Genomic DNA, 24,637 nt, shown 5'->3' with positions numbered 1-24,637 from the left:
GCCTCAGTACTCCGATCGGTGGTTACTGACCGAGCGCCTTCAGCGCCCGCGCGTTGACTTCGTCGACCTCGCCGATACCGTCGACGGTCACGACCAGACCGTCGTAGTACTCGAGCAGCGGCTCGGTCTCCTCACGGTAGACCCGCAGCCGGTTGCGGATGACGTCCTCGGTGTCGTCGGCGCGCCCACGGGCGAGCATGCGCTCGACCACGGTGTCCTCGGCGACCACGAAGCACAGCACGGCGTCGAGCGCGGTGCCGTTGTGCTCGAGGATCTTCTTCAGCGCGTCGGCCTGATCGGTCGTGCGCGGGTATCCGTCGAGGACGAAACCGTTCGACGCGTCCGGCTCACCGACGCGGGCCTCGACCATGCGGTTGGTGACGTCGCTGGGGACGAGGTCACCCGCGTCCATGTACTTCTGCGCTTCGCGACCGAGGGCGGTCTGCTGGCTGATATTCGCGCGGAAGAGGTCTCCGGTGGAGATGTGCGGAACGCCCAGCTTCTCCGACAGCAGGACGGCCTGAGTACCTTTGCCGGCACCCGGCGGACCGAGCAGAACAACTCTCACTTGAGGAACCCTTCGTAATTTCGATTCATCAGCTGGCTCTCGATCTGTTTGACCGTATCGAGACCCACGCTGACCATGATGAGGACCGCAGTACCGCCGAACGGCAGGTTCGCCGCTCCGCCGGTCGAGCCCATGTCCAGGAACAGGTTCGGGAGGACGGCGACCAGACCGAGGTAGATCGAGCCAGGCAGGGTGATGCGGCTCAGAACGTAGTTGAGATAGTCGGCGGTCGGCTTGCCCGGACGGTAACCGGGAATGAAGCCGCCGAACTTCTTCATCTCATCCGCGCGCTCCTCCGGGTTGAAGGTGATCGCGACGTAGAAGTAGGTGAAGAACACGATCAGACCGAAGTAGATCGCGATGTAGACCGGGTTGCCCGGGTTCACCAGGTACTTCTGGATGATCTCCTGCCACCAGCTCGGGTCGGTCGCCGTGTTCGACCCGGTCAGCTGCGCGACCAGGTTCGGCAGGTAGAGCAGTGAGGACGCGAAGATCACCGGGATGACGCCGGCCTGGTTGACCTTCAACGGCAGGTAGGTAGAGGAACCGCCGTACATCTTGCGACCGACGACGCGCTTGGCGTACTGCACCGGGATCCGGCGCTGGCCCTGCTCGACGAAGATCACGGCCACCAGGATCACCAGCACGGCCACACACACCAGGCCGAAGATCAGGCCACCGTCGGAGTCGAGGATGTTCTTGCCGTCGAGCGGCAGGCGGGCGGCGATACCGGCGAAGATGAGCAGCGACATGCCGTTACCGACACCGCGCTCGGTGATCTGCTCACCGAACCACATGACCAGCGCGGCACCGGCGGTCATCACCAGGACGATGATGATCATGCCGAAGATGCTGGTGTCGGCGAGGATGTCCTCCTGGCAGCCCTGCAGCAGCTGACCGCGCGCGGCGAGCGCGACGAGACCCGTGGCCTGCAGGATCGCCAGGGCGATCGACAGATACCGGGTGTACTGCGTCATCTTGGTCTGGCCTGCTTGGCCTTCCTTGCGCAGTTCCTCGAACCGCGGGATGACGACGGTCAGCAGCTGGATGATGATGCTCGCGGTGATGTACGGCATGATGCCGATCGCGAACACCGACAGCTGCAGCAGCGCACCACCGGAGAAGAGATTGATGAGCTGGTAGATACCGGCGGAATCGCCGCCGGAGACCAGCTTCACGCAGTCCTGGACCGCGCGGTAGTCGACGCCGGGGGACGGCAGCGCGGCACCCAACCGGTACAGCGCGATCAACCCCAGCGTGAAGAGAATCTTCCGCCGTAAGTCCGGAGTCCGGAAGGCCGATACGAAGGCGGAAAGCACAGATCCTCCTGGCGAACGACATGGTCATGCCATGCGACTTCGGTTCTACGGAAACGTCAGCCGATGACGAGCTTGGCAGACAACACTTGAACTCTAACAGTGACACCGGACGAGCTCGCGACTCGTCCGGTGTCCACTGCTGACTAACAGTACCGTCAGGCCAGTTCGGTGACAGTGCCACCGGCTGCGGCGATCTTCTCCTTGGCGGAGCCGGTCACCTTGTCGGCGGTCACCTGGACCGCCACGCCGATCTCACCGTCGCCGAGAACCTTGACCAGCTCGTTCTTGCGAACGGCGCCGGCCGCGACGAGCTCGGCCTTACCGACCGTGCCGCCCTCGGGGAACAGCTCCGCGATGCGGCCCACGTTCACAACCTGGTACTCCACGCGGAAGCGGTTGGTGAAGCCCTTCAGCTTCGGCAGGCGCATGTGCAGCGGCATCTGGCCACCCTCGAACGCCGGGGAGACGTTCTTGCGGGCCTTCGTGCCCTTGGTACCGCGACCGGCGGTCTTGCCCTTGGAACCCTCACCGCGACCCACACGGGTCTTCTCGGTCTTGGAACCCGGCGCAGGACGCAGGTGGTGCAATTTGATGGTCATGTCAGACCTCCTCAACAGTTACGAGGTGGCGCACGACGTTGATCAGACCGCGGTTCTGAGCGTTGTCCTCACGGACAACACTCTGACGGATCTTGCGAAGGCCCAGCGTACGCAGGGAGTCCTTCTGATTCGCCTTGGCGCCGATGGTGCTCTTGATCTGGGTCACCTTGAGATCAGCCATGTCAGGCTCCCTGTCCCGCACGCGCACGCAGCATGCCCGCCGGAGCGACATCCTCGATCGGCAGACCGCGACGCGCGGCAACCTCTTCGGGACGCTGGAGCATCTTGAGCGCGGCAACCGTCGCGTGAACGACGTTGATCGCATTGTCGCTACCGAGCGACTTGGCCAGAATGTCGTGAATGCCTGCGCATTCGAGCACGGCACGCGCCGCGCCGCCGGCGATCACACCGGTACCGGGCGAAGCCGGACGCAGCATGACGACACCGGCCGCCGCCTCACCCTGAACCGGGTGGGTGATGGTCGAGCCGATCATCGGGACGCGGAAGAAGCCCTTACGAGCCTCCTCGACACCCTTCTGGATGGCCGCGGGAACTTCCTTGGCCTTGCCGTAGCCGACGCCGACCAGACCGTTGCCGTCACCGACGATCACGAGGGCGGTGAAGCTGAAGCGACGACCACCCTTCACGACCTTGGAGACGCGGTTGATCGCGACTACGCGCTCGAGCTGGTTCTTCTCGGCCGCGTTGTCCCGGCGGTCGCCGCCACCGCGACGATCGCCACCACCGCGGCGGTCGCCACGGTTGCCCTCGGGGGCATTGCTGTTCTGTCCGGCGGGTCCGTTGCCGCCGTCACGCCGCTGACGTCCCGGCATCAGACGTTCCTTCCGTTCGAAATAACAGTCATCAGAACTTCAACCCGCCTTCACGAGCGGCATCGGCCAGCGCCGCGATACGGCCGTGGTAGTCGTGACCACCACGGTCGAACACGACCGCCTCGATACCCGCAGCCTTGGCACGCTCGGCGATCAGCTGACCGACCTTGGCGCCCTTGGCGGACTTGTCGCCCTCCAGCGCGCGCACGTCGGCCTCGATCGAGGACGCGGCGGCAATGGTCTTGCCCACCGAGTCGTCGACGAGCTGGGCGTGCAGGTGCCGCGAGGAGCGGTTGACCACCAGGCGCGGACGCTCGGTGGTGCCGACGACCTTCTTGCGCAGACGGAAGTGACGGCGGGTCTTGGACAGCCGACGCTTGGTCGAGGTGTCCTTGCCCAGCGGAATCCGCTTGGCCTTCTGGTTAGCAGTTTGCGCCATGATCACTTACCCGTCTTTCCGACCTTGCGGCGAACGACCTCGCCGGCGTAGCGGATGCCCTTGCCCTTGTACGGGTCGGGCTTACGCAGTCCGTGGATGACAGCGGAGATCTGGCCGACCTTCTGCTTGTCGATGCCGGACACAGAGAACTTGGTGGGCGATTCCACCGCGAAGGTGATGCCCTCCGGGGCCTCGATCGGCACCGGGTGGCTGTAGCCCAGGGCGAACTCGAGGTTCGAGCCCTTGGCGGCCACACGGTAACCGACACCGAAGATTTCCATCTTCTTCTCGTAGCCCTTGGTGACACCCTCGATCATGTTGGCGATCAGGGTGCGGGAAAGGCCGTGCAGCGAACGGTTGGCGCGCTCGTCGTTGGGACGGGCCACCTCCAGCTCGTTACCTTCACCCTTGGTGACGGTGATCGGCTCGGCCACGGTGTGCGACAGGGTGCCCTTGGGCCCCTTCACCGTGACGACCTGGCCGTCGATGGTGACGTCGACGCCGGCCGGAATCTCGATGGGCTTCTTACCAATACGCGACATTAGTCCTGACCTCCCTTACCAGACGTAGGCGAGGACTTCGCCGCCCACGCCCTGCTTGGCCGCCTGACGGTCGGTGAGCAGACCGGTCGACGTGGAAATGATCGCCACGCCGAGGCCGCCGAGGACCTTGGGCAGGTTGGTGGACTTCGCGTACACACGCAGACCCGGCTTCGAGACGCGACGCAGGCCCTGCAGGCTGCGCTCACGGCTGGGGCCGTACTTCAGATCGACGACGAGGGACTTGCCCACGGTCGCGTCTTCGGTGCGGTAATCGGCGATGTAGCCCTCACGCTTCAAGATCTCGGCGATGTTCGCCTTGAGCTTGGAGTGGGGCGCCTTCACCTGATCGTGGTACGCCGAGTTGGCGTTGCGCAGACGCGTCAAGAAGTCTGCGATCGGATCAGTCATGGTCATGGTTAGACCTCGACACCTTTCTCGCTGCGGTTCCCATGCAGCATCGGCGCGCTCACACACGCCGACCGTGGGCCTACAACAATTCGGCTGGTCCGGACGGCACTTACCGACCGGATGAGTTCTCTTTACGAGCTCTCGGCGCCTGGACCGTCCGCCCGCTTACGCACATCAGCGAGGCGCCAGCGGACACAGAGGTGCCCAGGCAACCGCTCTAGTGTAGGCAATGCCGTGGTCAGGACCAAACCGGGGTCGGTTCGCGCGGCCGGATCCGATCAGGCCACGACCGCGCGCGCCGCCTTGGCGGTGAGCATCGCCGCCGCGGCCGAGACCGCGGTGGCCACGATGAGCATCAACTCGCCACCGACGACCAGGCTCATCACACCGCCGAGGAAGGCACCGGCCGCGAAGGCCGCGTACTGCGCGCCGTAGCCGAGCCAATCGCGGGCGCTACCGCCGCTGACGTGGCTTTCGATCCCCTGACTCAGTTTCACGACGGTACCGGTGGCATAGCTCAGCGGAACGCTGGTCTCGCCGTTCTTCACGAACGCGGTGTTGAGCGCGCCGACCGCGAAGGCGACGAACGCGATGGGGATGAACCCCACCTCCTGGCCGCCGGTGCGGTCGAGGGCGAAGTCGACGACCGCGGCCACCGCGAGCGCCACGGTGGTCACCACCGCCGCGCCGTGGCGGCTGTCGCGCCACCACCGCCGGCGCAGCAGCGAGGCGACGAACACGCCGAGCCCGAACGAGAAGAGCAACGTAATAGCGCCGACGGCCAGCAGCTGGTCATTGTCGAACCAGCCGAGAACGGCCCGCTCGGTATTTCCGGTCATGAATGTCACGAAATACCCGGCAGAATGTGTATAGGCGGCCGCGCCGATGAATCCGGCCAATATCGAAAGAAAGGCGACCATCGGCATCGCACCCGCGGGAATCCCGCGGAGCGGCGCCTGGTGGGCCAGGTCACGCCCGGTTTTCTCTGTGGTTGTCGTCACAATCCCACTCCTCCGGTTGTCCTGGAATTAGGGATCGTCTTTGACACCCGGTCGCGCCACATTTCCGCGCGACCATCCCGACACTAGCGACGGACAGGAGGGTCGGCCACCGCGATTTCACGATTATCGGGAAAAACACAGAATTGACCTCGGGATATTTAACCTCACGTTCACCGAACAATTCGAAACAAATTCCCGCGCAAGCGGGTCCGGCCAGGCCGGACGCTCCGCCGGACGGGGCGCACTCGGCGAATTCCGTTCGCCGCCAACTAGTTTCCTGAAGTAAGCATGTGATAGCTTCGCGAGGTTCGCCCGATCTGTGCAGGAGGCTCGGCAGTTGTATTCGCGCTCTGGGCGCCGTGGAACTCGCCGTAGCTGGACTCGCGTTCTCGCGGTGCTGCTCGGTCTCGGCGCCCTCACCGTCCCGGCTCCCGCAAGCGCGGCCGATCCCTACGTCGACCCGCTCGCCGAGGCCGCGAGCACACCCGGCCTGCAGTGGTCGGACTGCGAGGACGGCTTCTCCTGCACCTGGGCGCAGGTTCCGCTGGACTACCGCAGTCCGCAGGGCGAGCAGATCGAGCTGGCGGTGATCAAGCTGCCCGCGACCGATCCCGGTCAGCGGCTCGGCACCCTGTTCGTGAACTTCGGCGGGCCGGGGCCGTCGGGCGTCGATCGGCTCCGCGAGCGGGCGCGGTGGCCGTGGCTGTTCTCCGAGGAACTTCGGGCCCGGTTCGATCTGGTGTCGTGGGATCCGCGCTCGGTCTCACGCAGCGCGCCGACCAGCTGTTTTTCTTCGGCCGACGAGCAAGAGACCTACTTCGCGACCTTCCCCGGCACGCCGGCGAACGCCGCCGAGGAACCGGAGTTCTTCGCCCGCTCCGCAGACATCGCGGCCCGCTGCGGCGAGTCCGCGGGCCCGATCCTCGCGCACGCCTCGACCGCGAACACCGCCCGTGACCTGGAGTTGCTGCGCCGCGCGGTGGGCGATGCGGCGCTGACCTATCACGGCATCTCCTACGGCACCCAGGTCGGCGCGGTCTACGCCAATATGTTCCCGGGCCGGGTGCGGGCGATGGCGCTGGACGGGTCGCTGGACTTCGAGGGCAATGCGAACGGGCACGGCACCGACGGGGCGAACCTGCCGCTGGACACCCGCCAAGGCGTGGCCGATGCCGTCGCCGAGACCTTCGACGCGTTCCTGCGCGCCTGCTCGGCCGCGGGCCCGGACTGCGCGTTCTCGGCGGGCGAGCCGAAACTCAAGTGGATCGCGCTCGCCGAACGCGCGCGCCTGGCGCCCATCGTCGTCGACGGCACCCCGTGGACCTACGGGCAGATCGTTACCGCCGCGGGCAGCCTCGCACGTCCGGAAACCTATCCCGACCTGGCGATCCTGCTGCAACAGCTCTTCGACGCCGGGACCGCGTTGCAGCCGGCCGTCACCCACGACGCGGTCTTCGCGAAGGAACAACCCGGCAATCGCGTCGAGGCCTTCTATTCGATCCAGTGCGCCGACAGCATCGTCCCGACCGACCCCGTCGTCTACAGCCGGGTCGGCGCCCTCGAAGACCTGCGCGTCCCGTATTTCGGCCGCACCGCCGTCTTCAACGCCACCCCCTGCGCCTTCTGGCCCGCCCGCGACACCGACCGCTACACCGGTCCATGGAATCGCGACACCGCCGCCCCGATCCTGGTCCTGAACAGCAGATACGACCCGGCGACGCCCCTGCGCGGCGCCGTCGCCGGCGCCGCGCAATTGGCCAATGCCCGCGTGGTCGTGGTGGAAGGCGCGGGCCACAGCAGCATGTACGTGCCCAGCACCTGCGCCGAACACGTCAAGCGCGACTACCTGTTCACCGGCCAGCTCCCCCCGGCCGACCTCCGCTGCGGGATCGACCGGTCCCCCTTCCGCTGACCTGCGGGGACGTAGCGGTCAGCGGGTGACACACACCATGCTGAGCAGCGGGCCGTACGGATTCTCGGCGCTGCCCGCCAGAACGAGCAGCCCACCAACCGGGCTGCAGAGGACATCCAGGCTCGACGAGCCGCTGCCGGCGACCGGCGTTTCGGCGTGCGCGGTGGTCGCGGTGACGGCGGGGGCGAGGAGGAACAGGGCGAGGGCGGAGGTTACGGCGAGCTTCTTCATGGCTCTACCGTGCCGTCCACCCGCGCCGTCCGCACGCCCCGACTTGCCGGGGCATCGCCTCCGAGGGCACGAACTCCGTTGAGAAGTCCACACCCTCGGAGCAACGGCTCGGTCAGCCCGCCATACCCGGGAGATCGGCTGAGCATCGACGAGTACCCGACGATCATCGCCGCGTGCTCGCGGCCCTGACCCACCTGCGGGTCGAGACCCGACTCAGCTGAACAGGCAGAGCAGGTCGTACAGCGGCGGCTTCTCGACACTGCCCGTGGCGAACAGCAACTGTGCGACCGGCGAGCAGATCAGCGCGGTCTCCGACGACCCCGACCCACCCTGCGAGGAACCCGTACCGCCCTGCGACGACCCGGAGTCGGCGACCGGCGCGGGCGCGGCGGGGGCGGCGGAGGCGACGGCGGGCGCCGACAGCAGCGCACAGGACAGAACGGCGACGGTAGCGAACTTCTTCATGCGCCAAGGGAACACGAAGCAGGCCCTCCACAAGAGTGAAATCCACATATTTCACCTAACTTGCGGAAACCACCCCGGCGACCGGCCGAAATGTCGGTGCGGACTGCAATCCTGAGAATCCATCGACCACTGGGGGGGAACCATGACCTACGACGATTGCGGCTGGCACTCGGACACGACCTCGGAACTGGGCCTGGACAGCGAGGCGGGCGCGACCCACATCGGCATGTTCTACGCCTGGGCCGTCGCGCACGACCTGCATTCGCCGACCGTGCTCGTCTGGGGCGAACCGGAAGCCCGGCCACGGCCCGAGCTGGCGGCGTTGCGCGAGCGCACGAAGACCCCCGGCCGCTATCTACTCGACCACTGCTGCGGCGAACTGAACGAGGGCCACCTCAACGACCACGGCCAGGCCTTCGCGGCGGCCGCCTACCGGCAATACCTGCGCGCCTACGACCGCATCCCCGAGATCGCGCGATACGAAACCACCTATCACGTCCCCGACACCTGGGAGATCTACGACGCCGTCGCGGCACTTCTCGACGAGGCATGGGCGGAATGGCGGCCAGACGCCGGCTGATCCGTGCCGTCGTTCGTTATTCGCCTGGGCGGCTGCGCTCACTCCGAGCGCGGGCTCACCAGGAGCTCTTGTGCACGCCCGGGAGCTCGCCACGGTGGGCACGGACGCCACACCAGCGATCCATGCCTTTCACACGTTGGTCGTCCGGCGCTTGAGGAGACGACAGTTGCTCAGATATACTTTTCGAAAAGTTTATATCACCCGGAGGTTGTGGATGGCACGGACAGTGGTGGATCTCGATGATGCCGCACTCGCCGAGGCGGCTCGGTACCTGGGAACCTCAACCAAGAAGGACACAGTCAACGCCGCGTTGCGCGAGATCATCGATCGCCGACACCGCGCAGAGGCGATCGCCCGGATGCGGGCGCTGGTGGCCAGCGGCGAGATCGACCTTCCCGAAACCACGTCGACACGCCCAGGCCACGAGTCGGCGGCGTGACAGAACGGTTCCTCGCCGACACCAGCGCCCTGGTCCGGTTCTTTCGGGGCCAGACAGGTGCGCAATGGGATCAGTTGGCCAACTCCGGCTTGTTGTGCATCTGCGAACCTGTTCGCCAGGAGTACCTGCGCGCTGCGGGCGGTCGTCCCGCCTACTATGAGGCGGCCAGTCTGCTCCACGAGATCTTTCCCTATTTCACGATGCCCGAGTCCTGCTGGGAGCATTCCGCGCAGTTGCAGGACAGCCTCGCAGAGAAGGGCTGGCACCAATGCGCGAGCCCGGTAGACCTCCTGGTCGCGGTGACCGCCGCACACCACAAATTGACTGTGCTGCATGCAGATTCAGACTTCGAGACCATCGCCCGTCTCACTGGGCAACCCGTTCAACGTATAGACTGAAATCCCCACAAACGCGACAAGGCACGGACTCTCGACCGAGAGTCCGTGCCTTGCTTCGTTATTCGCCTAGGCGGCTGCGCTCACTCCGAGCGCGGGCTCACCAGGAGCTCTTGTGCACGCCCGGGAGCTCGCCACGGTGGGCCATCTCGCGCAGGCACACGCGGCACAGGCCGAACTTGCGGTACACCGCGTGGGGGCGGCCGCAACGCTGGCAGCGGGTGTAGGCGGCAAGGCATGCGGCCCGTTGGTTCACCAGTACCGTCCTGCGCCCGGTGGACCGATCATCGTGTCTCGCGGGTCTTGCTCGATCACCGCGACCTCGAGCCCGTTCACCAAGTTCACGAGCAATCTGACCGAGAACTTCCTGACCCATCTGTTGCACCGCGGATTTCGTTCTCGCAGACCGCATCGCAGAAGGCGAGTTCGTCCTCGCCACCGCGCTCGCCATCGCAGCGATCGGCGTCGTCGTCGAGGCCACCGCGGTCGCGTCGCCTCCCGCGACGACTCAGGAGGCGCTGGCCGCCCTGCCCGCCAGCACGAGCGGTGTCGACCACGGACTCGGCTACGAAGCGGCGCGCGACGGAAACACCTTCGCCGCCTCCCTGACCGGCGGCACGTTCCGCGTGACCGACGACGCCATCGAGGCTGTCGCGGCCGACGGCACGCTCCTCAGCAGTGTGCCGCGCGTCCTCGCCTTCGAGGAGAACATGGTCACCCTGGCGCCGCATCGGTCGAACTCGCTTCCAGCGCCAGCCTTCGGTTCCAGCGGCATATATGCGACAATACACATATGCCACTCAAGCGAACTATGGTCTACGCCGAAGCCGACGACCTCGCGGTTATCAAAGACGCTGCGGCCAACTCGGACGCGAGCGAAGCCGAGATCATCCGCGAGGCGATCCACCTGGCAGCGATGCGATTGCGTCGACGTTCCGAACCGCTGCGCTTGCGCCGATTCGCCAGCGGTGACCCGACGCTCGCCGCCCGAACCGAGGAGATTCTCGCCGAAGACGACGTCGCGTGACCGGAACGGGCATCGTCATCGCCGATACGTCCGGCCTGATCGCCGCGTTCGATACCTCGGCGCCGGAAAGTGACGGGGCTTTCGCCTCCCTGGAACGGGCCGGTCTGGTTGTGCTCTCGCCACTGGGCTTCGCCGAACTCGACCATGTCGGACGACGCGAACTGGGACGCGAGCACGCCAGGTCGATGATCGAAGACCTCAGCGCGCAGGCACGAACCGATGAGTTCGAAATCGCCGCGCTCACCCCCGACGTTCTCGACCAGGCAAATGCCGTACGCACCCTGTATCCCAGCCTGAACCTCGACCTGGCCGACGCCGTCTGCGTGGCGCTCGCCGCCGAGTACGAGACAGCCACAATCCTCACGTTGGACCATCGCGACTTCCGCGCGCTGACACCATTGACCGCGCACCGATCCTTCCGACTCCTGCCTGCCGACCTCTGAACGCACGAAGGCACGGACTCTCGACCGAGAGTCCGTGCCTTGCTTCGTTATTCGCCTAGGCGGCTGCGCTCACTCCGAGCGCGGGCTCACCAGGAGCTCTTGTGCACGCCCGGGAGCTCGCCACGGTGGGCCATTTCGCGCAGGCACACGCGGCACAGGCCGAACTTGCGGTACACCGCGTGGGGGCGGCCGCAACGCTGGCAGCGGGTGTAGGCGCGGACCGCGAACTTCGGCTTGGCGTTGGCCTTGTTGACCAGTGCTTTCTTGGCCATGTGCTCAGTTCTCCTTGAACGGGAAGCCGAGGTGCTTCAGCAGCGCACGGCCTTCTTCGTTGTTGGTCGCAGTGGTCACCACGGTGATGTCCATACCGCGCGGGCGGTCGATGGAATCCACGTCGATCTCGTGGAACATCGACTGCTCGCTGAGGCCGAACGTGTAGTTGCCGTTGCCGTCGAACTGCTTCGGCGACAGACCGCGGAAGTCGCGGATACGCGGCAGCGCGATGGAGACCAGGCGATCCAGGAACTCCCACATGCGGTCGCCACGGAGGGTGACCTTGGCACCGATCGGCATGCCCTCACGGAGCTTGAACTGCGCGATCGACTTGGTGGCCTTGCGGACCTCCGGCTTCTGACCGGTGATCAGCTCGAGGTCCTTGATGGCACCGTTGATCAGCTTCGCGTCACGGGCGGCGTCACCGACACCCATGTTCACGACGACCTTGACGACGCCCGGGATCTGCATCACGTTGGCGTACTCGAACTCGCTGTTCAGCGCGTCCTTGATCTCGGCGCGGTAGCGCGCCTTCAGCCGGGGCTGAGTCTGCTCAGAGGTGGTCATGTCAGATGTCCTTCCCGTTCTTACGGGAGATCCGAACCCGCTTGCCGGTCTCTTCGTCGGTGCGGTAGCCGACGCGAGTCGGGTTACCGTCGGAGTCGACGACCATCACGTTGGAAACCTGGATGGGGGCTTCCTGGGTCACGATGCCACCCGAGGAGGCGCCACGCTGGTTCGCGGAATCCGCGACGTGCTTCTTGATGCGGTTCACGCCTTCGACGAGAACCTTGCCGGTCGCCGGGTAGGCCTGGATGACCTTGCCCTTGGCGCCCTTGTCCTTGCCCGAGATGACGAGGACGGTGTCACCCTTGTGCACCTTCATGGTCAGAGCACCTCCGGGGCCAGCGAAACGATCTTCATGAAGCGCTTGTCGCGCAGCTCACGGCCGACCGGGCCGAAGATGCGGGTGCCGCGAGGATCGTTGTCCGGCTTGATCAGCACGGCAGCGTTCTCGTCGAACTTGATGTAGGAACCGTCCGGACGGCGGCGCTCCTTGACGGTGCGCACGACGACAGCCTTGACGACGTCGCCCTTCTTGACGTTCGCGCCGGGGATGGCGTCCTTGACGGTGGCGACGATGATGTCACCGATACCGGCATAGCGACGCGACGAGCCACCGAGCACGCGGATGCAAAGGATTTCCTTCGCCCCGGTGTTGTCGGCGACGCGCAGTCGCGACTCCTGCTGAATCACTTCAGCACCTCCTGGACCTGGATGTATACGTACGCCGGATTGCCGACCCGACGCACATGGTCAGTCACCCTCCGGACGCGCGCCTGCCAGCGGAAATACCTACCACTGGGGGTTCACTGCCGGATTGCGAGCGCAGAGCTCCCGCAGGCAACCGGTCTAGTGTAGGCGAATCCCCAGGTCGACCCAAATCGGGGGTCGTTCCGCAAATCTGAAGCAGATATGCTTCAAACCACTGTGCGCGCGATCACGCCGTTGCTACGGTCGCCCTGCTCGTCGAGGTACGAGCTGATGAGGAGTCGCACATGCGCATCACCCTGCCGACCACCCGCCGTCTCGCGACCACCGCGAGCGCCTTCGCCGCCGTGCTCGCCCTGACCGCGCCGCACGCCGCCGCAGGCCCGATCATCGACATGCTCACCGACACCCTCACCGTCGGCTGCACCGCCAAGATCGACGTCGTCGGCCTCGACGACTACGTCGGCGCGCAGGTGGACTTCGTCGCCAACGGCAAGTTCTTCGCCAGCGACACCGTCGACCTGGAGGTGAACGTCGGCGGCGTGACCGTGGCCAAGGCTACCGCCTACTACCACGTCGAGACCGAGGTCGAGGTGCAGCTCTCGCTGCTGCTGCACGCCACCGGAGCGCCACTGGTCACCAAGCGCGTACCCACCGTCGCGAAGATCCTGAACGCGGGCAGCGGCCTGGCGTGCGACATGGCTACCGGCAGCGCGGGCATCTCCTCGGACTGAGCCGCTCCGGCCCGGAAACGGGCCGGGCTCATCGCTACCTCCACCGATCGGCCCGCCCGCCGGTAGCCTGGGCGGGCTGGATCGCAACGAGCAGGGGTGCGGCTGCCGCATCGGGGAAGGAACCTAGTGACATCGTCCGGTCGTCCGTCGGTCGTGGACCGCCGCGCATTCCTCATCGCCATGGGCCTGGTGCCCGTGGCGGCCGCGCTGGCCTCGTGCACGTCCGATTCCCCCGAAGTGAAGCTCACCGGCGTGGACATGGGCGGCGGCGATCCGGCGATCCGCCCGCAGGACGACCTGTACCGCCACGTCAACGGCGCCTGGCTGCGCGACTACCAGCTGCCGCCGGACAAGGCCTCGGTCGGCGCGATCACCGACGCCAACGACCGCACGCTCGCGCAGTTGCGCGCGATCATCGAGGGCATCGAGGACCCGAAGCCGGGGACCGAAGCCCAGCAGATCAAGGACCTCTACGACGCCCGCCTCGACCTCGACGAGATCGAGCGCCTCGGCATCACGCCGCTCGACGGCTTGTTCACCGCGCTCGACCAGGCCGCGGGCAAGCCCGAGCTGGCGAAGGTCATGGCCGAGGCGCCGATCTCCGGGCTGATCGGGATGGGCATCGGCATCGACCGCAAGAACTCCAAGGCCTACATCCCCAGCGTCAGCCAGGCCGGGCTCACCCTGGGCGAGCAGTACTACCGCAAGCCGGAGTTCGCCACGCAGCTGGCCGGCTACCAGACCTACCTCGAACAGCTGGCCAAGGGCCTCGGCATGGCCGACCCGACCGGGGTGGCGCAGCGGACCGTCGACCTGGAGAAGCGGATCGCCGCGAACCACTGGGACAGCGTGCGCCTGCGCAACACCGACGCCACCTACAACCTGATGAGCTGGCGGGAGCTGACCGCACTCGGCCCGCAGTTCGACTGGGACCCGTGGCTGGCGGGCATGACCGACCGGCCCAAGTCGCTGTTCGACAAGATGGTCGTCGGCCAGCCGTCGTTCATCACCGCGGCCGCGCAGCTGTGGAGCGAGGTCGACCTCGCCCAGTGGCGCGACTACCTGAAGCTGCACATCGCCAACACCTACGCGCGCTTCCTGCCCAAGGCGATCGCCGACGCGCGCTTCGACTTCGTCGGCCGGGTGCTCAGCGGTCTGGAGGAGAAGCCGGAGATGTGGCGCTCCGCGGTGGGCGTCGTCGACGACAATCTCGGCGAACCGCTGGGAAAGCTGTACGTGGACAAGCACTTCCCGCCCGCGGCCAAGGACCGCGCGCTGGAGATGGTCGACGATCTGCGCGCCGCCTACCGCGACAACTTCACGAATTCGACCTGGATGTCGCAGCCCACCCGCGAGGCCTCGATCGCCAAGCTGGACAAGATCGTCGCCCAGATCGGCTACCCCGACAAGTGGGTCGACTACTCCTCGGTGCAGGTGACCCGCGGCAAGCTGATCGAATCTCTCATCGCCATCAACGCTTTCGAGTCCAAGCGCGCGTTCGCCCGGCTCGGCACCGAGGTGGACAAGTCGGAGTGGAGCATGTCGCCGCAGACGGTGAACGCCTACTACAGCCCGACCACCAACCAGATCGTCTTCCCCGCCGCCTACCTGCAGCCGCCGTTCTTCGACTCCGGCGCCCAGGACGCGGTCAACTACGGCGCCGTCGGCTCGACGATCGGCCACGAGATCGGGCACGGCTTCGACGACCAGGGCTCCAAGTACGACGGTGACGGCAACCGCCGCGACTGGTGGACGCCGGAAGATCGCGCCGCCTTCGACGCCAAGGCGCAGCAGCTCATCGAGCAGTACGACGTGCTGGTACCGGTGGGCGCGCCCGAGGGCCAGCACGTGAACGGCGCGCTCACCGTCGGCGAGAACCTGGCCGACCTGCGCGGCCTGCAGATCGCGCTGGCGGCGTATCAGAAACGCGCCGAGCGCACCGGTGAGCAGCCCGACTTCCGCACCATGTTCTTCTCCTGGGCGCGACAGTGGCGCGACAAGCAGACCGAGGAGGCGACCCTGCAGTCCCTGCAGGACACCCACTCGCCCAACGAGTTCCGCTGCAATCAGGTCGTCCGCAATATCGGCGAGTTCTACACAACCTTCGAGGTGAAGGACGGCGACAAGCTGTTCATGCCGCAGGATCAGCGGGTCACACTCTAGGGACGTTGCCCCTCCCACGCCGACGTAGGTTAGCCTAGGCTGACCTACGTTGGAACCGGCTCCACGAGCCGATCGAGGAACCTTCCTCGATGAAGGAGGATGCAACGATGACGTCTGTTCGGACTTCGCGCGGCTGGCGGCGCGTGGCCGTGGCCGCATTCGCCGGTGCGCTCGCCTTCGGCGTCGCCGCCTGCGGTTCCAGCGACGACGCCGCGGGCTCGGGCGAGCCGGTCTCCATCACCCATGCCAAGGGCGAGACCACCGTCACCGGGACGCCGGCGAAGATCGTCGCCCTGGGCAACCAGTGGCTCGACACCTCGCTGGCGCTCGGGGTGGTCCCCGTCGGCTACATCGACAACATCTCCGCGGTCTCCAAGAGCACCCCGCCGTGGGAGCCGGAGAGCCTGAAGTCGGCCAAGGCCCTCAACACCACGGGCAGCATCGCCGAGCAGGTCGCCGCGCTCGAACCGGACCTGATCCTGGCCGACCCGTTCATCGCCGATCAGAAGACCTACGACGAGCTGTCCAAGATCGCGCCGACGCTGCCCGCGCTGACCAAGGACGCCGTCACCCCGTGGCAGGACCAGGTCACCGCGCTCGGCAAGGTGCTGCACAAGGAATCCGACGCGACCGCGGTGATCAAGAAGGTCGACGACCAGATCGCGGCGATCACCGCCGCCAACCCCGGCCTGACGGGCAAGACCTTCGCCAGCACCTGGCTGGCCGGCCCCGCGCAGCTGATGGTGCTGACCGACCCCAACGACGGCTCGGCCAAGGTCTTCACCCAGCTGGGCATGGGCATTCCGGCCAACCTCACCGCGCAGCCGTCCAACCAGGGCCGCCTGGCGCTCTCGCCGGAGCGCGTCGACGAGCTGTCCGCCGACCTGCTGCTGGCCGGCTACTCCCCCGGCCTCGACGAGAAGTACCGCCAGCTGCCCGGTTACAGCGAGCTGCCGTCGGTCGAGAAGGGCTCGGTGGTCTTCCTGACCACGCAGGAGATCAGCGCCATCAACCAGCCGTCCGCCCTGTCGGTGCCCTACATCCTCGACAAACTGGGCCCCGCCTTCGCCGCCGCGGCGAAGTAGCACCTCCCCCACCACGTTCGACCCAGCAAGGACTGCGCTGTGCTCGCCTCCACGTACCCCGCCCAGACCCGATTCTCGCTGCGCGCCGGAGTCACCTGCCTCACCACCCCGGCCGGGGCGGTGCTGCTGAATCCGCCGCGCAACGTGAAGCTGACCGGGCTGGGCGCCGGTGCGCTGCAGGCGTTGAAGACGCTGAACCAGGGCCCGGCGACGGCGGCCGAGATGTCGACCGCCGCCGCCGGTGACGACATCACCGGGCTGATGCGCAAGCTCACCGACGGCGGCTGGCTGGCCGTGACGGTGCGCGACGGCGGCCGCGACCTCTACAGCATCCGCCCGTTCGCCGAGCCCGCGCCGCGCCCCGAGGTAGCCCTGCCGACCTGGTCGGCGACGCTGTCGAAGTTCGCCGTCCTGCACCGCGACGCCCAGGGTTTCGTGCTCGAGCACCCGCGGGCGTGGTGCGATCTACGCGTGCACGATCCGCGACTGCTCGCGCTGCTCGACGGTCCGATGGCGGCCGATTCGCCGGTGCCCGCCGCGGTGAAGTCGCAGTTCATGGCGGATCTGCAGTGGTGCGGTTTCCTCGTCGACGGCGACGAGGAGGAGCACGAGTTCAGCACCCGCTCCTGGAACGCCCCCGACCTGTGGTTCCATCGCCGCAGCACCCTCGGCGCCCGCACGGTGACCTGGGACGACTTCGGCCCGACCCGCTGGGCCGACGGCCGCTTCCCCGAATTGCCCGCCCGCCGCGCGCCGTTCGCCGGCGAGCCGATCGCCCTGGCCCGCCCGGACCTGGACGGCCTGCGCGCCGCCGACCCCAGCCTCACCGCCACCCTCGAGGATCGCGTGTCGACCCGCGCCTTCGACGACGCGGCCCCCATCACCGCCGACCAGCTGGGCGAGCTGCTGTTCCGCAGCGCCCGCACCCGCGCCGACGGCTCCCGCCCCTACCCCTCCGGCGGCGGCGCCTACGAGCTCGAGATCTACCCGGTGATCCGCAATGTCGCCGGCCTGGACAACGGGATGTACCACTACGACTCGGCCGACCACGCCCTGCGCCCGGTCGCCCCCGCCGACTCCCCCGCCGTCCAGAAGCTGCTCAAGTCCACCTCGGCCACCCTCGCCGGTGGCGCCGAACCCCAGGTCCTGCTGCTGGTCTCGGCCCGCGCTGGCCGCGTCATGTGGAGCTACGAGCAGGTCGCCTACGCCAATATCCTCAAGCATGTCGGCGTCCTCATGCAGACCGTCTACCTCGCCGCGACCGCCATGAACCTCGGCGTCGTCGCCCAGGGCTTCAGCGACACCACCGCCTTCGCCACCGCCACCGGCCTCGACGAACTCGAGGAATGCAACGTCGGCAGCATCATCGTGGGCTCCCGCACCGCCTGACGCCCTTCGAGATCCATCTCACCTCCGGGGAACCATCGGAGGGTCTCGCGCGTCCAACCTTTCGACGTGCTTCCTATCGGATCGAGGGGCTCATGAACGAGGACTGGTCGGCGCCGACCCGCGCGGCGAACGACGCGTTGCGCGCGCAGATCGATGCGATGCTCGACTCGTTCACCGCCGACAAGTCCGCGCTGCTCGACGCACAGGCGCGGGCCACCGAAGCGGCCAGCGCGTGGTCGGCCGACAACCTGGTCCGCGTCACCGGCACCATCGCCGGTGTCAGCGAAGTACACATCGAGCCCGATGCCTTCAAACGGTCGACGCCGGACTCGCTCGGCCGCTCGATCACCGAGGCCATCACCGCCATGACCATCGCGGTGCGGCAGGTCCAGGAGCAGGCGATGGCGCCCATCGCGGATCTGGCCGGACAACTGCCCGACCTGCCCGACCTGGTCCCCGGCGCCGTCAGCGTGAAAGACCTGATCGCCCAACTGACTTCACCACCAGCCGCGGAAGAGCCCGAGCCCCCGCGCCGCCTGGTCGAGGATTCCGACGACGACGAGGGAGACTACTTCCGCAACCGGAGCTACCTCCAGTGACGCTGAAGGTCGACCCGCAGGCACTGCGCGCCACCCAACCGTCGTTCACCTCGGTCGCCGACACGATCACCACCGCGGCCGCCGCGCTGGCGAGTGTGATCAGCAACGAAGGCGAATGCTGGGGCAACGACGAGATCGGCCAGGCATTCGCCGAGAACTACACCCCTGGCGTCGACTCCGGCCAGCAGGCCGTCACCGGATTGGCCACGGTGATGACCCAGCTCGGCGCGAACCTGGTCACCATCGCCACCGCGTTCGAAACCCAGGACACCACCACCGCGGGCGCGCTCGGGCAAACCACCGGAACCGCGTAAATGGGCATCGAGATCCCCGATGAACTGCAATGGGTAGCGAAATGGATTCTCGGCGCCGGTGATTGGCCGGAGGGCGACGAGACCGCGATGCGCCGCGTCGCCGACGCCTGGACGACCATGGCGCAGACGCTCAACACCGTCGACGACAACGCCGCCGTCGCGCTGAACGTCGCACTGACGGCCCTGTCCGAAGGCGAAACCCACACCACCGTCGCCGCCTTCCGCGACAAACTGCTCAACGGCGACGAGGCGACGTTCACCGCCGTCCGGAAATGGTGCGAGACGCAAGCCGAACTACTCAACGACGGCGCCAACGACATCGAGCACACCAAGCTGGTGATCATCGGCACCATGATCATCACCGCGGCCGAGCTGGTCGTGGCCGGCTTCACCGCGTGGACCGGAATCGGCGCGGTGGCGGGCGCCGCGGCCAGAGTCGCCGGACAGATCGCGGTCCGGGTAGCGATCCGGCAATTGATCGCCCGCATGCTGACCCGCGGCGCCGCCAAAGCCGCCGCCCGACTCGCCTTGCGCGGCGCCGCGTTCGAAGCTCTGGAGGAGGGCGGCACCGACCTGTCCGCCCGCCTCATCCAGCTCTCCAACGGCGACCGCTCGCTGTCGAAATTCGGCCTGACCGATCTGGGCCTGGCCACCTTCGGCGGTGCCGTCGGCGGCGCGGTCGGCGGTCTCCTCGGTGGCGGCACCGGCGCGCTCGGCGACCTCGCCTCCTCCACCACCGGCAAGCTGGCGGGCAAGGTGGTCGGCGGCACGGTCACCGAACTCGGCGCCGACGTCTCGGCCCAGGTCGCCGCCGCCGGCGTGGGCGCCGCGCTCCTCGGCCAGGAGTTCAAACTCGACATCGGCCTCGAGACCTTCACCAGCGCGGGCGCGGGCGGCGTGCAGAGCACCCTGGAATCCGGCGGCCACGGCGGACCCGCCACCGCACCGACGGTCCCCGAGCTCGACACCGACGCCCTCGACACCACCCTTCCCGCAGGCACCGACGACCAGGCACCGAGCGACCCCGGCGCGACCACGCCCGCCGGAACTGACACCGAGCCCGGTGACACCACACCCGCGGGCACCGACACCGAGCCCGACAGCACCACACCGGCCGGAACCGATGACGACGGAGCGAATACCCCTCCCACCGACGGTGATACGGACGGCGCGACCGACCCCGCGTCCACGGGCGACCCGGATTCGCCCACCGACGATGCGACCGCACCGCAGAACAACGCACCCGACACCGAGCTGTCCCCGTCGAACCCGAACGACGGCGCGCCGTCCCCCGACGATTCCGCGCCGTCCACCCCGGACGACTCCGTCCCATCCACTCCAGACGGCTCGGTGCCGTCCATCCGCGACGACAACGGCCCCGTCCAGGTACCGGCCGCCGTCGAGACCACCACCGATGGCCACGACAACGCGGACGTACCGACCATCCCGTCTCCGGGCGACACGGCCCCCTCGATCACGCCCACCGGCTCCACAACGGATCTGCCACCGCAGTCTCTCCCGACCGATCCGACCGACACGGACCCGGCGAACAACCCACCCGTACAACAGGTTCCCACCACCCTGACGCCGAACGACGTCACCCAACCCGGCCCGACGACACCGGCGAACCCACCGACAACCCAGCCGACCACCACCGACACGTCGACCGCCGCCACCACGACCACTCCGGCCCCACAAACCGGAACCCCCACGCCCACAACAACTGCGGCACCGTCCACCACCACACCGTCGTCCACCCCGACGACTCCCCCACCCCCTCTTGCCCAGACCCCGACCTCCACCACACCGACACCATCACCAAGGTCGACCACCACACCCCCGGCAACCACCACGACGCCACCCACACCCGCGCCGAACCGGTCGAATACCAACCCGCTTTCCTCAACTGGCAGTGATCACAGCAGGCAAGGCGATGAGCCGACACAAGCAGGACGGGGCCTGGATGAAGTCGGGCAACGTGCAAGCCTAGATCCTCCCAAGCAATCCGGTGGCCAGCGCGAAGTGCCACCGAGCGACCCCGAATCCACACCGCCGGAAAGCACGACGCCCGCCGATCCACAGGCAAGCCAGCCGAACTCGATCGATACGCCGACAACCGTTGAGGCTGCGGCTGCCCCGACGACGGCGCAGAATGCGCCGCTGACGCCGACGCCCACCCCGACGCCGACTACGCCGGATTCACACATCGAACCCGGCCACAGCCCGGATGCTCGTCCGCTCCGCGATTCGTTGCGAAACCTTCCCTCGCAGGACGGCCGAATCACCACGGTCGACACCAACCGTGACCCGTCCCAATCACGACCACCCGCCTACCGAATCCGACGCTTCCAAGTGGGAGGTCAATGGGTGGCGGTGGCTACCATACGGGCCTACATCCCCAACGCACACCTGATGACCCCGGCCGAACTCCACCAGGAAATGGAGTACGCACACGCTGCGATCGACGCCACTTTCAACCACAATCGGGAGCTCCCCGGCGGCGACCGGCTCCTCGTCGACGTCGAATTCTCGACGAATCCCAACGCCACCGACCTTCGCCTGAACACCCAGCAGCACCGATTCGACCTCGCCAACGACCTGCGCGAGCACATGGGTCTGCCCCCCGGCAAACCCGAGCAGCCACCCACCGAAGACGACCTCTGCGCGATCAGCAACGACATCGCCAGAGCGAATACGCCTGCGCCGTTCTCGAACCCGTCCGATCTCCGCACCTTCGGTCCGCGCGAGCTGGCTCCGGTCGAGCAAGCGCGGTTCCAATCCGACGTAGAGAATGCTCTCCGCAGCGGCAACGAATTCACGATCGGCGCCGATCCCCGAACCAATCCATACGGTTCAGCCATCAACGACGGTGGGCCGACCGTCCGAGGACGCCGCAACAACTGCCTGGACTGTTCACTGTCCGCGCTGTCGTCGTTCTACGGCCGACCGCAGGTAGCAGCCCCTCGCAACGACGACAAGAAGCCGGACGGCACGTCGGATACCCGAACTGGCGAAGCCTCAGGTTTGGCACGGGCCGCGCAGTGGCTCGGCGGTGGATTGCTCCACTTCAAAGGATTGTCGATCGGCCAGCAGTATCAAGCACTCCACGATCACGTCGCGGCGCTCGGTCCCGGTTCATCCGCGTTGGTTGTCAACAGGTGGCACGCGCAGGATGCTGCGGGCAACTTCCTGTACAACGACGACGGATCGCCAAAAATGGGCGGATCCCATGCGACCGTGATCGTTTACCCACCTGGCGCAACCGGCCCTGTGTGGTGGGATCCCCAGTCCGGCATGACCTCCGACACACCACCATCGTGGATGGTGGATGCGTCGTTGACTCTCGACTTCACGCCCATCGATCCCAATGGAGGAAACCCCCATGGCGGAACCAATTCTCACGGAGGATCAAGCCAGACAGTCGCTGGCCCGATGGTTCGGACCGAACCGGGAATTCAGCATGATGGAAACCCGGCACGGCTGGGTCAGCCAAGCGACACTGACGGATCAGGAACTCGAGCAGGGTTGGGGGCTGGGCTTGGTGAACTACGTTCTGAACAAGCAGACCGGAGTGATCACCGAACACCGCAGCCTCCCACCGAAGATGATCGGCGAGGAGTACGACCAGGCGATCGAGACGGGGCGCCCGATACAGGGCGGCCAGGTGTACCCCCCGCTTCACCGGATCAGCCTTCTACAGACCTCCGAGGACCAGAGCACGGTCCGGTACGAGATGCAGGTGACCTCGCTCGAACAAGCGGACACCCCGACCACCAGTCAGATCCTGACAATCACCAAGAACCCGTACAACTTTCACCCGACCGACAGTCTGGCGGCCTCGGCGGCGTCCTGGGCGGAAGCCCGCTCCCGAGCGACGGGAGCCTGGCCGACGGAGGGCAGCTTCGAGCAGTAGATTCGCAGCCGGACGAAACTCCCAGCACCACAACTGCTCCCACGAGCACCCAGACCGCATCGCCCCAACCCGTACCGTCCACCGGGTTGCCGAACGCCCCTGGAGCCGCGCCGCACCCGGCCGCGAGCAGCGCGACCCCGCCCCCGCCTGCTTCCTCCGCGCCCACACCCCAGCAGGTCCAGAACGCGAACCGAGCACGGGTTGCCCGTGACAACCTCCGTACCCGCCGGCCGGACGGCGGCGTGCAGCCGGTCACCGATCCCAGCGGTCGCCGACGCTTCACCTGGGGCAGATACACCACCGCCCTGGGCGCTCCTGTCTCGGTCATGCGGATCGGTATCCACCTCACCGGCGCGGCGAACCTCGACCCCGCCGCGGTCGCCGCCTTGCTGGAACGCGCCCAGTTCGCCGTCGATCTGCACTTCAACGGCGGTTTCCGGCTTCCCAACGGCGACTGGATGATGGTCGATCTCGTCCCGGTGACCAACCCCGCCGACGCCGACATGCACATGCCCGTCGACAGCTCGGGATTGCCCGGCACAACCCATCCGAACGTCGACTTGCCGGGATTGACCGCCCAGCTGCGCGACCAACTCGGTTTGGACCCGAACGGTGACCACGTATCCCCCGCTGATCTCGACCAGCTCAGCGCTGCCGTAGATCGCGCCAGATTCACCCTGCCGCCACCGCCTTGGCTCAGCAATCCATCGACCAGCAACACCGAATCCGAGCCGCCCCGACCGACCACGCCGACTTCGTTGCCGAACACCCGGAACCTGGCTGCTCACCCGGTACCCGACAACAGTCGACACCTCCCGCCTCCGCCCCGCCGCGACTTCCGCGCACCCGAATCCAACCCGCCACCGCGGCCCACACTCCCGACATCCGCACCGACGAGTCAGGCGCCGCGACCGGTCGACAGCACCACGCCGCATTCGGCTCCGCACACACCCCACGACCCTCATTCGTGGGGCGCCCCGAATCCCAACCACCGGTCGCGCACCGGTGGCAGACGCCCGTTGTGGCGAAGAATTCTCGGCCTCCCCCCGCGCGATCCCGCAGCGAGCGCCTCGGTCCCGCCGGCGACGCCGAGCACCGTCCCGCCACCTACAACACGCCACGCTGCCGAGTTCCGACCACAGATTGCGCCTCCGGCTCCCCAGCAAGTGGTGGACGAATTCGGCGCAAGGGCCTATCGCCCAGGCCCTCCGTTCCAAACCCAGAACATGGGTCAGCAATATGACGGCGAGCACATCCCGGGCAACCAGGTATGGCAAACGCCGCCCTCTCACGTCGACTACCTCGACCCGAACAGGCGTCGAGCGCTTCGCCTCGAAATACGAAACGGACTCCTGTACACCGCAAATGGAGAGTTGTTCGACACGGGCAGAGCCCAGACGGTGTGGAGCGGCGGCGGGCGGGCGATATTCGTCATGGACCAGAACGGCAACCTCTATGCCTCACTCAGCCACTCGGCTGGCCGTTTCCATCACTCGAGCTTTCTCGCTGGAGCTCCTGTCGCCGCCGCCGGAGAACTCGTTGTCAGCGGCGGAGTGCTGCAGCTGCTCACCGACTCCAGTGGGCACTATCGACCTGAACGAGGCCACACTTTGCAGGCCATCGAACATCTACGTAGGCTCGGGATCCCGCTCAGCGCGGCCCAGGTCGAGTTCGAAGCACCGCGATGAGGAAGG

Annotated in this window: 30 protein-coding genes and 2 pseudogenes; 15 read left to right on the top strand and 17 right to left on the bottom strand. The window is 67.0% G+C overall.

All coding sequences use genetic code 11. The features are described from left to right. Positions 1-22 precede the first annotated feature (22 nt). From NV348_RS20810 to NV348_RS20770, 9 genes are all read right to left on the bottom strand, one after another. A complete protein-coding gene (locus NV348_RS20810) occupies positions 23-568 on the bottom strand; it encodes an adenylate kinase (protein ID WP_447148385.1) in 546 nt (181 codons plus the stop codon). Then, positions 565-1,887 carry a preprotein translocase subunit SecY gene (gene secY / locus NV348_RS20805; RefSeq protein WP_447148384.1) on the bottom strand — a complete coding sequence of 441 codons (1,323 nt, stop codon included), beginning with the start codon at positions 1,885-1,887 and terminating at the stop codon, positions 565-567. Before secY ends, NV348_RS20810 begins: the two co-directional genes overlap by 4 nt. A gap of 155 nt (positions 1,888-2,042) precedes the next feature. Then, positions 2,043-2,486, bottom strand: coding sequence for a 50S ribosomal protein L15 (gene rplO / locus NV348_RS20800; RefSeq protein WP_019045071.1), 444 nt, complete (start codon positions 2,484-2,486; stop codon positions 2,043-2,045). 1 nt (position 2,487) lies between these two features. Beyond that, entirely contained in the window at positions 2,488-2,667 is a 180-nt protein-coding gene (gene rpmD / locus NV348_RS20795; protein ID WP_019045070.1) for a 50S ribosomal protein L30, read from the bottom strand. Position 2,668: 1 nt separating this feature from the next. Further along, positions 2,669-3,319, bottom strand: coding sequence for a 30S ribosomal protein S5 (gene rpsE, locus NV348_RS20790; RefSeq protein WP_218719432.1), 651 nt, complete (start codon positions 3,317-3,319; stop codon positions 2,669-2,671). Positions 3,320-3,350: 31 nt separating this feature from the next. Continuing rightward, a complete protein-coding gene (rplR, locus tag NV348_RS20785; protein WP_447148383.1) occupies positions 3,351-3,758 on the bottom strand; it encodes a 50S ribosomal protein L18 in 408 nt (135 codons plus the stop codon). Between the two features lie 2 nt (positions 3,759-3,760). Further along, the gene (gene rplF, locus NV348_RS20780) at positions 3,761-4,300 is read right to left on the bottom strand and encodes a 50S ribosomal protein L6 (RefSeq protein WP_019045067.1); all 540 of its coding nucleotides are present in this window, start codon (positions 4,298-4,300) and stop codon (positions 3,761-3,763) included. Positions 4,301-4,315: 15 nt separating this feature from the next. Further along, entirely contained in the window at positions 4,316-4,714 is a 399-nt protein-coding gene (gene rpsH / locus NV348_RS20775; protein WP_014981717.1) for a 30S ribosomal protein S8, read from the bottom strand. 272 nt (positions 4,715-4,986) lie between these two features. Next, positions 4,987-5,634: a YoaK family protein gene (locus tag NV348_RS20770; protein WP_447151109.1), complete on the bottom strand. Its 648-nt coding sequence runs from the start codon at positions 5,632-5,634 to the stop codon at positions 4,987-4,989. Between the two features lie 469 nt (positions 5,635-6,103). On the opposite strand from NV348_RS20770, the gene NV348_RS20765 reads away from it, so the two are divergent. Beyond that, positions 6,104-7,621, top strand: coding sequence for an alpha/beta hydrolase (locus tag NV348_RS20765; RefSeq protein ID WP_447148382.1), 1,518 nt, complete (start codon positions 6,104-6,106; stop codon positions 7,619-7,621). Positions 7,622-7,639: 18 nt separating this feature from the next. Here the strand turns inward: NV348_RS20765 and NV348_RS20760 are convergent, their stop codons facing one another. Next, positions 7,640-7,852 carry a hypothetical protein gene (locus NV348_RS20760; RefSeq protein ID WP_379075675.1) on the bottom strand — a complete coding sequence of 71 codons (213 nt, stop codon included), beginning with the start codon at positions 7,850-7,852 and terminating at the stop codon, positions 7,640-7,642. A gap of 213 nt (positions 7,853-8,065) precedes the next feature. Continuing rightward, on the bottom strand, positions 8,066-8,317 hold the full coding sequence (locus NV348_RS20755; protein ID WP_447148381.1) for a hypothetical protein: 252 nt from the start codon (positions 8,315-8,317) through the stop codon (positions 8,066-8,068). A 142-nt stretch (positions 8,318-8,459) separates the two neighbouring features. Between NV348_RS20755 and NV348_RS20750 the strand changes: the two genes are divergently transcribed. From NV348_RS20750 to NV348_RS20740, 3 genes are all read left to right on the top strand, one after another. After that, positions 8,460-8,897: a DUF7832 domain-containing protein gene (locus NV348_RS20750; protein ID WP_447148380.1), complete on the top strand. Its 438-nt coding sequence runs from the start codon at positions 8,460-8,462 to the stop codon at positions 8,895-8,897. Positions 8,898-9,111: 214 nt separating this feature from the next. Further along, the gene (locus NV348_RS20745; protein WP_447148379.1) at positions 9,112-9,336 is read left to right on the top strand and encodes a type II toxin-antitoxin system VapB family antitoxin; all 225 of its coding nucleotides are present in this window, start codon (positions 9,112-9,114) and stop codon (positions 9,334-9,336) included. After that, entirely contained in the window at positions 9,333-9,734 is a 402-nt protein-coding gene (locus tag NV348_RS20740; RefSeq protein ID WP_447148378.1) for a PIN domain nuclease, read from the top strand. Before NV348_RS20745 ends, NV348_RS20740 begins: the two co-directional genes overlap by 4 nt. Before the next feature lie 97 nt (positions 9,735-9,831). On the opposite strand, the gene NV348_RS20735 is transcribed toward NV348_RS20740, so the two are convergent. Next, the gene (locus tag NV348_RS20735) at positions 9,832-9,990 is read right to left on the bottom strand and encodes a type Z 30S ribosomal protein S14 (protein WP_447151108.1); all 159 of its coding nucleotides are present in this window, start codon (positions 9,988-9,990) and stop codon (positions 9,832-9,834) included. A 115-nt stretch (positions 9,991-10,105) separates the two neighbouring features. Here NV348_RS20735 and NV348_RS36505 point away from each other — a divergent pair. From NV348_RS36505 to NV348_RS20720, 3 genes and pseudogenes are all read left to right on the top strand, one after another. After that, positions 10,106-10,402 (top strand): annotated as a pseudogene (locus tag NV348_RS36505) (DUF8020 domain-containing protein); the annotation flags it as partial. A 122-nt stretch (positions 10,403-10,524) separates the two neighbouring features. Continuing rightward, a complete protein-coding gene (locus NV348_RS20725) occupies positions 10,525-10,758 on the top strand; it encodes a CopG family transcriptional regulator (RefSeq protein ID WP_447148377.1) in 234 nt (77 codons plus the stop codon). Next, positions 10,755-11,201 (top strand): PIN domain-containing protein, encoded by a 447-nt coding sequence (locus NV348_RS20720; RefSeq protein ID WP_447148376.1) that lies wholly within the window; start codon positions 10,755-10,757, stop codon positions 11,199-11,201. Before NV348_RS20725 ends, NV348_RS20720 begins: the two co-directional genes overlap by 4 nt. Before the next feature lie 86 nt (positions 11,202-11,287). Here NV348_RS20720 and NV348_RS20715 read toward each other — a convergent pair whose 3' ends face one another. The 4 genes from NV348_RS20715 to rplN are packed head-to-tail and all read right to left on the bottom strand — an operon-like array spanning position 11,288 to position 12,731. Further along, positions 11,288-11,473: a type Z 30S ribosomal protein S14 gene (locus NV348_RS20715; RefSeq protein ID WP_014981705.1), complete on the bottom strand. Its 186-nt coding sequence runs from the start codon at positions 11,471-11,473 to the stop codon at positions 11,288-11,290. Between the two features lie 4 nt (positions 11,474-11,477). Beyond that, positions 11,478-12,041: a 50S ribosomal protein L5 gene (gene rplE, locus NV348_RS20710; protein ID WP_019045062.1), complete on the bottom strand. Its 564-nt coding sequence runs from the start codon at positions 12,039-12,041 to the stop codon at positions 11,478-11,480. Position 12,042: 1 nt separating this feature from the next. After that, entirely contained in the window at positions 12,043-12,360 is a 318-nt protein-coding gene (gene rplX, locus NV348_RS20705) for a 50S ribosomal protein L24 (protein WP_019045061.1), read from the bottom strand. 2 nt (positions 12,361-12,362) lie between these two features. Beyond that, positions 12,363-12,731 carry a 50S ribosomal protein L14 gene (gene rplN, locus NV348_RS20700; RefSeq protein ID WP_043647623.1) on the bottom strand — a complete coding sequence of 123 codons (369 nt, stop codon included), beginning with the start codon at positions 12,729-12,731 and terminating at the stop codon, positions 12,363-12,365. Positions 12,732-13,033: 302 nt separating this feature from the next. Between rplN and NV348_RS20695 the strand changes: the two genes are divergently transcribed. The 7 genes and pseudogenes from NV348_RS20695 to NV348_RS20665 form a co-directional block, all read left to right on the top strand. Further along, positions 13,034-13,480, top strand: a complete 447-nt coding sequence (locus NV348_RS20695) for a hypothetical protein (protein WP_447148375.1) — start codon at positions 13,034-13,036, stop codon at positions 13,478-13,480. 126 nt (positions 13,481-13,606) lie between these two features. Beyond that, entirely contained in the window at positions 13,607-15,643 is a 2,037-nt protein-coding gene (locus NV348_RS20690) for a M13 family metallopeptidase (RefSeq protein ID WP_447148374.1), read from the top strand. Between the two features lie 107 nt (positions 15,644-15,750). Next, positions 15,751-16,728, top strand: coding sequence for an ABC transporter substrate-binding protein (locus NV348_RS20685; protein ID WP_447148373.1), 978 nt, complete (start codon positions 15,751-15,753; stop codon positions 16,726-16,728). A gap of 39 nt (positions 16,729-16,767) precedes the next feature. Then, positions 16,768-18,117, top strand: coding sequence for a SagB family peptide dehydrogenase (locus NV348_RS20680; RefSeq protein ID WP_447148372.1), 1,350 nt, complete (start codon positions 16,768-16,770; stop codon positions 18,115-18,117). Positions 18,118-18,209: 92 nt separating this feature from the next. Then, entirely contained in the window at positions 18,210-18,716 is a 507-nt protein-coding gene (locus NV348_RS20675; RefSeq protein WP_447148371.1) for a YbaB/EbfC family nucleoid-associated protein, read from the top strand. Further along, positions 18,713-19,030 carry a type VII secretion target gene (locus NV348_RS20670; protein ID WP_447148370.1) on the top strand — a complete coding sequence of 106 codons (318 nt, stop codon included), beginning with the start codon at positions 18,713-18,715 and terminating at the stop codon, positions 19,028-19,030. The genes NV348_RS20675 and NV348_RS20670 overlap by 4 nt, the downstream gene beginning before the upstream one ends. Next, positions 19,031-19,429, top strand: a pseudogene (locus tag NV348_RS20665) (WXG100-like domain-containing protein); the annotation flags it as partial. It abuts the gene before it with no gap. Here the strand turns inward: NV348_RS20665 and NV348_RS20660 are convergent. Continuing rightward, the gene (locus NV348_RS20660) at positions 19,325-19,957 is read right to left on the bottom strand and encodes a hypothetical protein (protein ID WP_447151227.1); all 633 of its coding nucleotides are present in this window, start codon (positions 19,955-19,957) and stop codon (positions 19,325-19,327) included. The pseudogene NV348_RS20665 and the gene NV348_RS20660 overlap by 105 nt on opposite strands. Here NV348_RS20660 and NV348_RS20655 point away from each other — a divergent pair. Continuing rightward, positions 19,928-24,631, top strand: coding sequence for a toxin glutamine deamidase domain-containing protein (locus NV348_RS20655; RefSeq protein WP_447151107.1), 4,704 nt, complete (start codon positions 19,928-19,930; stop codon positions 24,629-24,631). The two genes, NV348_RS20660 and NV348_RS20655, sit on opposite strands and share 30 nt — an antisense overlap. Positions 24,632-24,637 lie beyond the last annotated feature (6 nt).

The sequence above is a fragment of the Nocardia fodinahabitans genome (genome assembly GCF_052983615.1).
The sequence above is the reverse complement of the archived record's forward strand: the minus strand, read 5'-3'. Positions and strand labels throughout refer to the sequence as shown.

Excerpts from the sequence above, each read along its gene's own strand:
- rplO (WP_019045071.1), bottom strand. The coding sequence starts at position 2,486 with ATGACCATCAAATTGCACCACCTGCGTCCTGCGCCGGGTTCCAAGACC.
- rpmD (WP_019045070.1), bottom strand. The coding sequence starts at position 2,667 with ATGGCTGATCTCAAGGTGACCCAGATCAAGAGCACCATCGGCGCCAAG.
- rpsE (WP_218719432.1), bottom strand. The coding sequence starts at position 3,319 with ATGCCGGGACGTCAGCGGCGTGACGGCGGCAACGGACCCGCCGGACAG.
- rplR (WP_447148383.1), bottom strand. The coding sequence starts at position 3,758 with ATGGCGCAAACTGCTAACCAGAAGGCCAAGCGGATTCCGCTGGGCAAG.
- rplF (WP_019045067.1), bottom strand. The coding sequence starts at position 4,300 with ATGTCGCGTATTGGTAAGAAGCCCATCGAGATTCCGGCCGGCGTCGAC.
- rpsH (WP_014981717.1), bottom strand. The coding sequence starts at position 4,714 with ATGACCATGACTGATCCGATCGCAGACTTCTTGACGCGTCTGCGCAAC.
- NV348_RS20770 (WP_447151109.1), bottom strand. The coding sequence starts at position 5,634 with ATGCCGATGGTCGCCTTTCTTTCGATATTGGCCGGATTCATCGGCGCG.
- NV348_RS20760 (WP_379075675.1), bottom strand. The coding sequence starts at position 7,852 with ATGAAGAAGCTCGCCGTAACCTCCGCCCTCGCCCTGTTCCTCCTCGCC.
- NV348_RS20755 (WP_447148381.1), bottom strand. The coding sequence starts at position 8,317 with ATGAAGAAGTTCGCTACCGTCGCCGTTCTGTCCTGTGCGCTGCTGTCG.
- NV348_RS20750 (WP_447148380.1), top strand. The coding sequence starts at position 8,460 with ATGACCTACGACGATTGCGGCTGGCACTCGGACACGACCTCGGAACTG.
- NV348_RS20745 (WP_447148379.1), top strand. The coding sequence starts at position 9,112 with ATGGCACGGACAGTGGTGGATCTCGATGATGCCGCACTCGCCGAGGCG.
- NV348_RS20725 (WP_447148377.1), top strand. The coding sequence starts at position 10,525 with ATGCCACTCAAGCGAACTATGGTCTACGCCGAAGCCGACGACCTCGCG.
- NV348_RS20715 (WP_014981705.1), bottom strand. The coding sequence starts at position 11,473 with ATGGCCAAGAAAGCACTGGTCAACAAGGCCAACGCCAAGCCGAAGTTC.
- rplE (WP_019045062.1), bottom strand. The coding sequence starts at position 12,041 with ATGACCACCTCTGAGCAGACTCAGCCCCGGCTGAAGGCGCGCTACCGC.
- rplX (WP_019045061.1), bottom strand. The coding sequence starts at position 12,360 with ATGAAGGTGCACAAGGGTGACACCGTCCTCGTCATCTCGGGCAAGGAC.
- NV348_RS20695 (WP_447148375.1), top strand. The coding sequence starts at position 13,034 with ATGCGCATCACCCTGCCGACCACCCGCCGTCTCGCGACCACCGCGAGC.
- NV348_RS20685 (WP_447148373.1), top strand. The coding sequence starts at position 15,751 with ATGACGTCTGTTCGGACTTCGCGCGGCTGGCGGCGCGTGGCCGTGGCC.
- NV348_RS20675 (WP_447148371.1), top strand. The coding sequence starts at position 18,210 with ATGAACGAGGACTGGTCGGCGCCGACCCGCGCGGCGAACGACGCGTTG.